This window comes from Hymenobacter sediminis (assembly GCF_003231285.1).
GTDB lineage: Bacteria > Bacteroidota > Bacteroidia > Cytophagales > Hymenobacteraceae > Hymenobacter > Hymenobacter sediminis.
Genome location: NZ_QKNS01000008.1, coordinates 286,898 through 298,980 on the forward strand (window position 1 = coordinate 286,898; position 12,083 = coordinate 298,980).

The following is a 12,083-nucleotide window of genomic DNA, read 5'->3' on the forward strand; positions in this document are numbered from 1 at the left end:
CCTTGGCAGGTAGGTAATCGACTTTTGTTGAAACCGCCTCCGTAATGAATCACTCACCTGCCATTGTATGCATAGGGGAATTCCTCTGGGATATGCTGCCGACCGGTCGGCAGCCCGGGGGCTCGCCTTTCCATGTAGCAGTGCAGTTGCATCGGCTGGGCCAAGCTACCCAGCTTATCAGCCGGGTAGGCGATGATGAATTAGGGGCTGGTTTGCTTTCGGCGCTAGAGCAACAGGGCCTGAATTCCTACCTCATCCAGCGCAGTCAAACCCACCTTACGGGCGTGGTTAAAGTGACCTTGGGAGCCGGGCCCCGGGTGTACAAAATTGTTGAGCCGGTTGCCTGGGACTACCTCCAGCATACCGATGAACTCCGGGCTTGCGTGGCCGAGGCTCGCATGTTGGTGTATGGCTCTTTGGCAGCCCGCAGTACTACCACCCGCGAAACGCTGTACCGGTTGCTACAGGTGGTCCCCTTCAAGGTGTTCGATGTCAATCTGCGCCCGCCGCATTACAGTCGCACCGTTGTAAAATATTTGTTGCGCCAGGCCGATCTGGTAAAGCTTAGCCAGCAGGAGCTCGTGGAAATCATGAGCTGGCACGGGCAGCCCAGCACCGAGTTCACGGCCCTGCCCTGGTTGGCGGCCCACTTCAACTTACAAGCGGTTTGCCTAACCAAAGGAACTGCCGGTGCCACACTCTGGCACGATAACCAATTGATTTCACTTCCTGGCCAGTGCGAGAAGGCCGAGGAGCCCTTGGGCAGCAGCAATGCTTTTCTGGCGGCTCTGCTGGCGCACTGGGGTAGTGCTAGCCCCACTGAGTGCCTGCGGTCTGCATTAGCAGCCAATGCAGTAAGCCTCTTTCTCACTCCGGAGCCGCTCCCGCTTCCCCTGGCCTCTGCCTCTTAATCATCCAACCTATTCACTATTGCCAACTGGCCTCCAGCAGGTAGTAGTGCGCCTCCACTCTTAGTCCCACTTTCTCACTCAATTCCCCTTACTATGCCGTTTCCACTACAATCTTCACATGGCTCTGCTTTTCGCAGCCGTTTCTGGCTTACGCCAGCGGTTGGCGGGGCACTGCTTTCAGGCCTTGCGGCAACTCAGCCAGCACTGGGCGCAACTTCTATTAGTGGCGTTGCAAAGGAAAAGCCCAGCACTAATTCTATCGTCAACAGCCCCGTTAGCGGCCGGATTGTAGATGCTAAAGGGGAAGGAATGCCTGGTGTTACGGTACTGCTGGAGGGTACTACCCTAGGCAGCGCAACCAATGCCGAAGGGGTTTTTACCATTGCCAACGTACCTGCTGGTTCGTACACGCTGGTGGTTTCTTCTATTGGCTTTGTAACCAGCCGCGTGCCAGTTACCGTGGTAGATGGCCAGCCCACTCAGGTAAATACTCTAACCCTAAGTGAAGACACCCAGGCACTAAATGAAGTAGTAGTAGTAGGCTACGGTACTCAATCCCGCCAAGAACTTACTACCTCCGTTGCATCGGTCAGTTCGAAGGAACTTACCCGCCAACCAGTAGCTGGCTTCGACCAAGCGCTGCAGGGGAAGGCCCCTGGTGTACAAGTAACTGCTCCTTCAGGCGCTCCAGGCGCAGGCATCAACATTCAGATTCGTGGTAATGCTACTGTTAACCTAAATTCGTCGCCGCTATATGTTATTGACGGTGTCCCTATTCTGCCTACCTATGAGCAGGAAATTACAGTAGGTAATCAGCGCCCTAACCCGCTGAACGCTCTGAACCCAGCTGACATTGAAAGCATTGACGTGCTTAAAGATGGTGCGGCGGCGGCTATTTATGGGGTGCGCGCCTCCAACGGGGTAGTAGTAATTACTACCAAACGCGGGCAGAAGGGCAAGCCCCAAGTTGGTCTGAGCGTATACTATGGCCAGCAACGCTTACGTAAAAAGATTGACCTCCTGAATTCACGGCAATTCGCAGAGTACTTTAACGAAGCGCAGGTCAATGCTGGTCGTCCTGTTGTATTCCCCGACGTAAATAATCTGCCTTATGATACTGATTGGCAGGATGAAGTATACCGCACGGCGGCAATTCAGAACTACCAGCTCAACGTAAGTGGTGCCACTGATAAAACTCGCTACTACTTAGCAGGGGGTTATTTCAAGCAGGATGGTATTAGCCTTAACTCTGGCTTCGACCGCTACAACTTCAAGGTTAATCTTGATCAGCAATTAGGTAATCGTTTCCGGGCGGGTACCAACTTAAACCTGAGCCGCACCAATACCAACGGGAGCGTGCGTAGCGAATTAGGCAGTGGCAACTCAGGCACGGTGCTGGGTGCACTTGCGCAAATCCCCACTATTGCGGTGCGCGAATCCGATGGCAGCTACGGAGTCAACCCTTTTGTTCCCATTGACAACCCAATCGGCAACTTGCTTGAAACCAGCAACAAAGCCATCATCTACCAAATGATTGGTAATGTCTATGGAGAGTTGGACATCCTAAAAAATCTGAGCTTCCGGACCTCGCTAGGCCTAGATTTCCGCACGCAGAACGAGACCTTCTTTCAGTCGCGCAACTACCCAGGTACCCGGGCTGGCCTGACAGACCCTACGATAGTGCTGGGCCGTGCCCGCACTGCCAACAACCAACAGGCTATCTGGCTCTGGGAAAACACCCTGACTTATAATGCTACCCTCGGGGAGAAGCATAACCTGACGTTGCTGGGTGGCTATTCGGTACAAGAATCAGACAGGGTTACATCTTCGGCCAGCACCCGTAATTTCTCCAGCAACCTGATTCCTTACCTAACTGGCGGCTCCGAAATTGATGGTCTGCCTAGCAGCTACCAAGATCAGTGGGGCCTGATGAGCTACTTTGGCCGTGCTATCTACAACTACGATGAGCGTTACCTAGCCACCATTAGTATGCGTGCCGATGGTAGCAGCCGGTTTGGTGATAAAAACAAATTTGGGTATTTCCCTGCTATCAGCTTGGGTTGGCGAGTTTCGCGCGAAGCCTTCTTCCCCGAGAGCAAAGCTGTATCGGAGCTGAAGTTGCGGGGTAGCTTTGGCACCAATGGCAACCAAGAATTCTACACTTATCAGCGCTTCCCACGCTATGCCTTGGGTAGCAATTACGACAACGGTAGCAGCGTTGGAGGAGGTATCCGCCCCCTCAACATAGGGAATGCTGATGTTAAGTGGGAAACCACTTACCAGTACAACATAGGAGCCGACCTAGGTCTGGTGGCGAATCGTATGACCTTGACACTAGATGCGTATCGCAAGCGCTCTGAAGACCTATTGCTGAATATCACTGTGCCATTCAGTACGGGTTCAGCAGAAAGAGACGTTATTCAGAACGTAGGCGACATTGAAAATAAAGGGTTTGAACTGGGTTTGAACACCATCAACGTGGAGTCGCAGAATAATGGCTTCAGTTGGAATACCAACCTGAACTTTTCGATGAACCGCAACAAGGTCATCGACCTAGGTTCGCAGCCTGGTCTGGATGGTCAATTGGTGCCCCGTCAATTCCTCGAACCCAGCTATACTATTACCCGCGCAGGAGCTCCGCTGGGCTCGTTCTATGGCTTTCAAGTACAGGGTATTTTCCAGACTGAGGACGATGTGAAGAAAGCAGCCCGACAGGAGTCGGCCACTGCTCCCGGTGACATTCAGTTCCGCGACATTAATAATGATGGTGTAATTAATGATAATGACCGCACTATCATTGGCAATGCTAATCCGAAAGCAATAGCTGGCGTAACTAATAACTTCGGCTATAAAGGATTAGAGTTAAGCGTCTTCTTCCAAGGCAGTTTCGGCAATGACATCTACAATGAGAACCGCCGTACGCTAGAAGCTATGAGTGCGGGTTCCAACCAAACGACCCGAGTACTGGACCGCTGGACACCTACTAACACTAACACCTCAGTACCCCGCGCCATATTCGGCGACCCGAACCGTAATACGCGTGTTTCGGACCGATTTATTGAGGATGGCTCTTACGTTCGTCTCAAAAACGTAACCCTGGCCTATACGCTGCCAGCCACTATTACGCAACGGGCAGCCATCAGTAGCATGCGGCTCTACGTTACCGGCCAGAACTTGATTACCTGGACAGACTACTCGGGATACGACCCGGAAGTTAGCGCCGATCCTTTTTCGACGACAGGCTTCGGCCGCGACTTGGGTGTGTACCCTCAATCGCGCACCTATACAGTAGGTATAAACGCGACCTTCTAAACTGTCCAGCGTCCAACCCCACCTATTCCCATGAAAAAGATAGTATATCCCATTTTTGCCCTAGCCTTACTGGCTAGCTGCGACGTACTGGACAAACAACCACTGACTGCTATTTCACCTAGCAGCTTCTTCAAAACAAGTGCCGATGCAGAATCCGGTATTACCGGCTCCTACGACATTCTGCAATCAACAGGCCTTTACAGCCAAGACCTGATTGTGCTGGGCGAAATGCCTTCCGATAACTGCACAAGCATCAACCTTGACGTACGAGATTTAGCTCAAATGAGCTGGAGCTCTACTACCTCGCAAACTAGCAACCTCTACCGCGACGCCTACCAAGGCATCAACCGGGTCAACACTGTGCTGAAGTATATACCCGGCATCAGTATGGACGAAACCCGGAAAACAGAAATTCTCGGGGAAGCTAAGTTTTTGCGGGCCTTGCACTACTTCAACCTGGTCCGGGCTTTTGGCGGGGTACCCTTACGCTTGGAGCCTACAGAAAGCGGCACGCCGGAAGTATTGAACCTGCCGCGCGCTAATGCTGCAGATGTGTACACCCAGGTTATTGCCGACCTGAACGATGCGGCTACCACCATGCCAGCCACAAACCCGCGCCGGGCGGCTCGCGGTGCAGCCCTCGCGTTACTAGTCCGGGTGTACTTGACGCAGCGCCAATGGGCTTTGGCTCAGCAAACGGCTAATCAAATAATAACGGGTGGTAGCTACCGGCTGGAAACCAATTTCAAAAATCTATTTCCAGCCGATAATAAGGGGGAATCTATTCTGGAGGTACAGAACTCCGGCACAGCTGATGGCAATAATATTTTGCCTGATTTGCTACTGCCTTCCCCCCCGGCTACTTACTCGTTTAGCGAGTTCAACATCCCCACGCTATATCGGTCAGCTTCCGAGTCTCGCCCAACAGACTTAACATTTGCTGTTGATACAGTTCAGGATTTACGCTGGGCATATCGTGGCCGAGTAACAGGGGGACGGGACCATGCTAGCTACATCGACGGCAAGAACAGTAACGAAAACGACAAGGGGCCATTTGTATATAAATGGCCCGGTAACCCAAACTCCTTCAACTCGCTTGACAACACCTACATTATGCGATATGCGGAGGTATTGTTGGCCTACGCTGAGGCGACCAACGAGTTATCGGGCCCCACAGCCGATGCCTTAGCCAAGCTAAATCTAGTGCGCGAACGAGCAGGCCTAACTGCACTCACCAGCACCTCGCCGGAGGCTGCCAGCAAGCAAACCCTGCGTAATGAAATTGACAAACAGCGCCGCTTGGAACTCGCGTTCGAAGGAGAGCGGTGGTTTGACTTAGTACGTTATGCCCGTCATAACCAAGTGGAGGCAGGTGCCCACACCATTACGGCCCTAGATATCATTGCGCAGAAGCGTCAGGGACAGCGCGACGCAAATTATTTGCTTTTCCCGCTGCCACTTGGCGAGTTGAACACAAATCCGAGCGTAGCACAAAACCCTGGCTACTAATGAACTCCTGGCCCGGCAGTGCTTGCATTGCCGGGCTAAGTAGTGCCGGTTTTGATTCTTTACTCATTGCGCATGCTGCCTTCACCAGAGTAGCATGGGTAGCACGCCTTGCTCCGATGGTTCCGCCAGAGCCATAGGGGTTTCCTGGGCCGGCCCTGCCAAAGGGGTGCAGGGCCGGCCCTGCCAAAGGGGTGCAGGGCCGGCCCTTTGGGAAACTTGCCTGCGGCAAGCTTTGCCAGAGCTTTCCTTCCTCTTCCTATTTTCTTGGTAGTACCTTCTGATACAGAAATCTAACGGCTCATTATCGTTAGGTTGTGTTTTTGGTCCTCACCTCTTTTCCTACCCGTTCTGCATGTCCTTCTTTCCAAAACCTACCCTTTCCTTGGCTTTGCTGTTCAGCCTGAGCCTGGGTGCGGGCTGCCAGCGCGTTCCGCAAACCGGAACCGCCTCTGTTCAGAAAGGTACCGCCGCTTTCTGGCTTACTACCCCCGACAAGTCGGTGCTGTTTCAGGCTCAAACAGTACCAACCTGGGGCACTAGTGCACCAACAGGCTCTGTCATCGAGGTAGACGACAAGCAGACTTTTCAGACCATCGACGGGTTTGGCTATTGCCTCACGGGCGGCAGCGCCGAGCTACTGCACCGCATGGGTGCCGCTGAGCGTGCAGCGCTACTGAAAGAACTGTTCGCCACCGATGGCAACAACATTGGTGTAAGCTACCTCCGCCTGAGCATCGGGGCCTCCGACCTGGATGCTACCGTGTTCAGCTACAATGACCTGCCAGAGGGGCAGACCGACCCTACCCTGGCCAAGTTCAGCTTAGCTCCCGACAAGCCCCACCTGATTCCGGTGCTCAAGGAAATCCTAGCCATCAACCCGCGCATCAAGATTCTGGGTTCACCCTGGTCCCCGCCTACCTGGATGAAAACCAACGGTAACTCTAAGGGAGGCTCCCTGAAACCCGAGTTCTACGACGCCTACGCCCGCTACTTTGCCAAGTATATACAAGGGATGAAAGCCGAGGGCATCCGCATTGATGCCATTACGGTACAGAACGAGCCCCTGCACCCCGGCAACAACCCTAGCCTGCTCATGCTGGCAGAGCAGCAAGCTGAGTTTGTGAAGAAGCACCTGGGCCCCACGTTCCAGAAGGAAAAGATTGACACGAAAATCGTCGTGTACGACCACAACGCCGACCGGCCCGACTACCCCCTGACCATCCTCAATGACCCTGAGGCTAAAAAGTACGTCGATGGCTCAGCTTTCCACCTCTACGCCGGCCCCATTGAGGCTTTAAGCAAGGTACACGATGCCCACCCCGACAAGAACGTGTATTTCACGGAGCAGTGGGTAGGCTCTAAAAGCCAGTTCTCGGAAAACTTCCCATGGCACATCCGCACCCTGATGATTGGGGCGACGCGCAACTGGGCCCGTACTGTGCTGGAGTGGAACCTGGCCGCCGACCCGCAGCAGAACCCGCACACGCCGGGCGGCTGCACCGAGTGCCGCGGGGCCCTGACGCTAGACGGCAACAACGTCACCCGCGAAGATGCTTACTACATCATTGCCCATGCCAGCAAGTTTGTGCGGCCCGGCTCAGTGCGCATCAGCTCTACTACCTCCGAAACACTGCCCAACGTGGCCTTCAAAACTCCGAATGGCCAACGGGTGGTGCTGGTACAAAACAACTCCAAGGGAACCCAGGCCTTCAGCCTCCGCTACCAGGGCAAAACCCTGAATACTACCCTCAATGCGGGTGCCGCCGGCACATACGTGTGGTAAACCCGCTTCCTTGGCCTACTAGGCTCCCATAGCCTAGTAGGCTAAGTTTTTTACTCCGCTCTGATTACCCTTTTCCTGTAGCTCTCCGCTTGGGAAAGAACAAGCACTAACGCGGGTTCACCTACCCCGCTTCTGCTGGCTCTCCGGCCTCCCAAGGGCCTGTTAGTACTTTTTTCACAACCAAAACCCACCATTATGAAACGTTTACTACACCGCCCCGGGCCAATTATGGCTGGGTTGGTCTTCCTCTCACTGTTAGGCCTGCAGCCCGAGGGCGTGCAAGCCCAATCTGTTGGTTTCTGGATGACAACCGGCGACCAAAGCAAGCTGCTGCAAGCCCAGGCTAACCCTAGCTTCGGGGCGAATACGGGCACGACGGGTACTACCATCACCGTAAACGAGGGCGTTACTTACCAGAGCATAGATGGCTTTGGGGCGTCCATGACCGGCTCCTCCGCCTACGTGCTCAACCGGAATATGTCGGCTAGCCAGCGTGATGCCCTGCTCAACGACCTGTTCACCAGCAGCGGTATCCGGCTGAGCTTCCTGCGCCATACTATGGGTGGGTCCGACTTCTCGGCTCAGGGCGACTTCACCTACGACGACCGCCCCGCTGGCCAGACCGACCCAAACCTGACCTACTTTAATCTGAATAACGACCGGGTAGACCTGATTCCGATGCTGAAAGCCGCGCGGGCCAGGAACAGCAGCCTCAAGCTGATGGGCTCCCCGTGGTCGGCGCCGGCCTGGATGAAGGAAACGGGCAACCTGCGTGGGGGCGGCTGGCTGAACACGGCTTGGTACCAGGCCTACGCCAACTACTTCGTGAAATACGTGCAGGGCTACGCCGCCGAGGGCCTGCCAGTGTACGCCGTGACCCTGCAGAACGAGCCTCTCTATGCCGCGCCCTATATGGCCATGCGCATGGACCCCGGCAACCAGGCTGCCTTCCTGAAGAACAACATCGGACCAGCTTTCCGCAATGCTGGTATCACAACCAAGCTCATCGTGTACGACCACAACTGGGACCGGCCTGATTACCCGATGGATGTGTTTGCAGATGCTGCTGCGGCTCAGTATGCGGCCGGCTCGGCTTTCCATGGCTATTCTTCTCCTTCGGGCATTCCCAATCAGACGACCGTACACAACGCCTACCCCAACAAGGACATCTGGTTTACAGAAGCTACTGGCTCGGTAGGGGGTAGCTTTTCCGGTGATTTGCGCTACCATGTGGGTAACTACCTCATTGGCACGACGCGCAACTGGTCCAAGAGCGTGCTGATATGGAACTTGGCACTCGACCAGAATAGCGGCCCCAAAAATGGCGGTTGTCCGGACTGCCGGGGGGTAGTAACGGTAAACAACACCAATGGCAGCGTAACGCGCAACGTGGAGTACTACGCCCTGGGCCACGCCAGCAAGTTTGTGGACCCCGGCGCCGTGCGGATTGAATCCAACTCGGTAGCGGGCGGCATTGAAAACGTAGCCTTCCGCAACCCCGATGGCTCTAAGGTGCTTATTGCGCTCAACAACGGCTCGGCTGCCAGCACCTTCAAAGTGGTCTGGAATGGACAAGCCTTTACTACCAGTCTGCCAGCCGGAGCTGTAGCTACCTACAAATGGTCAGGCAGTACGACTACCCCCAGCGGCGGGCCGCAGATTGGCCGCATCTATGAAATCAGCTCCAAAAATGGCGGCAAAGCGCTGGAAGTCTCGGCTAGCTCGCAGGCCAACGGAGGCCGTGTGCAGCAGTGGGGCTGGGTAAGTGCCGCTAATCAGAAGTGGAAGCTAGTAGATGCCGGTGGTGGCTATGTGCGCATTGTGAACCTGAACAGCAACAAGAGCCTGGATATAGCAGGGCCTTCGACTGCGGATGGGGCCTTGGTGCATCAGTGGGACTGGGCTAGTGCCGACAACCAGTACTGGCAAATTCTGAGCAACGGCGACGGCACGTACCGCATCATCAATAAGTACAGCGGCAAGGCTCTTGACGTGCAGAACAACTCCACTGCTGACGGGGCCGCTATTCAGCAATGGACCTACGGTGGCAGCGACAACCAGCGCTGGTGGTTCTCAGACCAAGGAGCCGCCCGCGTAGCCCTGGCTACCACCAACGCCGCTGCAGATGCACGCTTGGTAGTGTACCCCACCGTGGCGAATACCGACCTGAATGTAAGCTATACGGCTACGGGTAGCCAGCGCCTGGCCCTGCGCCTGCTGGACATGACAGGGCGAGTGCTTACTAGCCAGGCTGAGCGCCCGGTTGGCTCGGGGCAAAACCTAATCAAAGTACCGGTTAATGGAGTTCCTGCTGGCATTTATCTGCTGCAGGTAGATACTCCGGAAGGCCAGTTGGTGCGCCGGGTAATAGTAGCTCATTAATCCAGAAATCTATCGGCCCCGGCAGCAGGCCGGGGCCACTTTTCTCCTGCTTATCGATCAAACCTTTACTCTGCTCATCACCCAAACGGTCTAAACCAGTCGCGGCTTCTCGCGGCATCTTCTCCTTTCTACCCTCCTGCCCTACCCATGCCCCTACCCTTCAAACTTCCGTATACCGTAGCCGGCCTGCTGCTTCTAGGGCTGGCCGCCAGTTGCGGTAGCAAAGACTCGCCCGACCCCGCGCCCCGGCCCCCGGTGTTGCCACCCGTAACAACCGGGCCTTCACAAGTCGCCCTCTGGACAACGACATCTGACAAAGGAGCCTTATTTTACAAGAGTACCCTGAGTATAAATTTCGGAGAGCCTAAGGGTCAGAATCCGACGATTGATGTAGATACCACGCAGACCTATCAAACCATTGATGGTTTTGGATACACCCTCACGGGGGGCAGCGCTCAGCTACTCAATAAGATGAGTACTACTGCGCGGGCAGCATTGCTTAAGGAGCTGTTTGCTACGGATGGAAACAACATCGGCACCAGCTACCTGCGCATCAGCATTGGGGCTTCTGACTTAGATGCCAGTGTTTTCACCTACAACGAATCGAGCCTTCCGGACCCTACCCTCGCTAAGTTCAGCATAGCTCCCGATAAGGAGAACCTGATTCCGGTGCTCAAGGAAATTCTGGCCATCAACCCCAGCATCAAGATTCTGGGCTCGCCCTGGACGGCGCCTACCTGGATGAAAACCAATAACAGCTTTGTAGGCGGCTCGCTCAAGCCCGAGTACTACTCAGCCTATGCACAGTACTTTGTTAAGTACCTGCAGGCCATGCAAGCGGAAGGTATTCGGGTAGATGCTATTACCCTGCAAAATGAACCTTTGCATGACGCTAACAACCCCAGCATGCTAATGACGGAAGCTGAGCAAGCCACTTTCATTCGCGACAACGTGGGGCCAGCTTTACAGGCTGCGGGTCTGAACACAAAAATTATCCTCTACGACCACAACCTCGACCGCCCCGACTACCCTATTTCCATTCTGCGCGACCCGCAGGCTCGTCAGTACGTGGATGGCTCGGCCTTTCATCTTTATAAGGGAGAAATTTCGGCCATGACGACGGTGCATAACGCAGCTCCCGACAAGAATGTGTACTTCACGGAGCAGTGGACAGAAAGCACCGGCAAGTTTGCTGGCGACTTCACTTGGCACATAAGCAACCTCATCATTGGGGCTACCCGCAACTGGAGCCGCAATGTGCTGGAGTGGAACCTGGCCTCGGACCAGAATTACGGGCCGCACACCCCTGGGGGGTGCACTACGTGTATAGGAGCCGTAACGATAGAGGGGAACACCGTTACGCGTAACACGGCCTACTACACCATTGCCCACGCCGCCAAGTTTGTGCGGCCGGGCTCCGTGCGTATTGCCACCAATGTGCCTGGTACGCTGCCTAATGTGGCCTTCAAAAATCCTGAGGGCAAAAAAGTACTTATCGTGCTTAACACCGGCTCTTCCCTGCAAACATTCGATATCCGCTACCGGGGTAAGGTAGCTACCGGCCAACTAGCGGCCGGAGCCGTCGGGACCTACATCTGGTAACTTTTTCTTTAGTACGCATGCAAAAATCATTGATGGCCGCGTTGCTGGCGATGAGTCTTGGCTCGGCTTCCGCTCAAAAATCCGTTAAAACTTACTCAGCGGCTGGCAAACAGGTGCAGGTGTACACCACCGCCGCTGGCTCCCAGCTGCGCCTCTCGCCCACCGACAAGCTCAGCTTCAAGGAAGTGGGCCAGCCGCTGGAAACCCAGCCCACCGTCTTTGTGGACCCCACCCACACCTTCCAGTCGCTGGTGGGTATTGGCGGGGCCCTGACCGATGCCTCGGCCGAAACCTTTGCCAAGCTGCCCAAGGCCCAGCAGCAGGAGTTTCTGCAGGCCTACTTCAGCCCCAGCCAGGGCATTGGCTACACGCTGGGCCGCACCAACATCAACAGCTGCGACTTCTCCTCCGACACGTACACCTACGTGCAGGAGGGCGACAAGGAGCTCAAAAGCTTCGACATCAAGCACGATCAGCAGTACAAAATCCCCTTCATCAAGCAGGCCACGGCCGCCGCTGGCGGCAAGCTCACCATGTACGTGAGCCCCTGGTCGCCGCCGGCCTGGATGAAGGACACCAAGAAC

The 12,083-nt window shown here is 55.1% G+C and carries 7 protein-coding genes; all 7 read left to right on the forward strand.

Annotation, left to right across the window (positions count from 1 at the left end; translation table 11 throughout):
* Positions 1-92 precede the first annotated feature (92 nt).
* Complete coding sequence (locus DNI29_RS20435; RefSeq protein WP_238388163.1) at positions 93-911, forward strand: PfkB family carbohydrate kinase; 819 nt, start codon at positions 93-95, stop codon at positions 909-911.
* Positions 912-1,004: 93 nt separating this feature from the next.
* Complete coding sequence (locus DNI29_RS20440; RefSeq protein ID WP_110979988.1) at positions 1,005-4,223, forward strand: SusC/RagA family TonB-linked outer membrane protein; 3,219 nt, start codon at positions 1,005-1,007, stop codon at positions 4,221-4,223.
* A gap of 30 nt (positions 4,224-4,253) precedes the next feature.
* On the forward strand, positions 4,254-5,732 hold the full coding sequence (locus DNI29_RS20445; RefSeq protein WP_110979989.1) for a RagB/SusD family nutrient uptake outer membrane protein: 1,479 nt from the start codon (positions 4,254-4,256) through the stop codon (positions 5,730-5,732).
* Between the two features lie 352 nt (positions 5,733-6,084).
* Entirely contained in the window at positions 6,085-7,515 is a 1,431-nt protein-coding gene (locus tag DNI29_RS20450; RefSeq protein WP_110979990.1) for a glycoside hydrolase family 30 protein, read from the forward strand.
* Between the two features lie 195 nt (positions 7,516-7,710).
* Positions 7,711-9,897 (forward strand): RICIN domain-containing protein, encoded by a 2,187-nt coding sequence (locus DNI29_RS20455; protein WP_110979991.1) that lies wholly within the window; start codon positions 7,711-7,713, stop codon positions 9,895-9,897.
* Positions 9,898-10,044: 147 nt separating this feature from the next.
* A complete protein-coding gene (locus DNI29_RS20460; protein WP_110979992.1) occupies positions 10,045-11,499 on the forward strand; it encodes a glycoside hydrolase family 30 protein in 1,455 nt (484 codons plus the stop codon).
* 17 nt (positions 11,500-11,516) lie between these two features.
* A partial coding sequence (locus tag DNI29_RS20465; protein WP_498366057.1) for a glycoside hydrolase occupies positions 11,517-12,083 on the forward strand: 567 nt, incomplete at its 3' end.

Bases quoted from the DNA above. Each gene is read 5' to 3' on its own strand.
- DNI29_RS20455 (WP_110979991.1), top strand. From the start codon at position 7,711: ATGAAACGTTTACTACACCGCCCCGGGCCAATTATGGCTGGGTTGGTC.
- DNI29_RS20450 (WP_110979990.1), top strand. From the start codon at position 6,085: ATGTCCTTCTTTCCAAAACCTACCCTTTCCTTGGCTTTGCTGTTCAGC.
- DNI29_RS20445 (WP_110979989.1), top strand. From the start codon at position 4,254: ATGAAAAAGATAGTATATCCCATTTTTGCCCTAGCCTTACTGGCTAGC.
- DNI29_RS20435 (WP_238388163.1), top strand. From the start codon at position 93: ATGCTGCCGACCGGTCGGCAGCCCGGGGGCTCGCCTTTCCATGTAGCA.
- DNI29_RS20460 (WP_110979992.1), top strand. From the start codon at position 10,045: ATGCCCCTACCCTTCAAACTTCCGTATACCGTAGCCGGCCTGCTGCTT.
- DNI29_RS20440 (WP_110979988.1), top strand. From the start codon at position 1,005: ATGCCGTTTCCACTACAATCTTCACATGGCTCTGCTTTTCGCAGCCGT.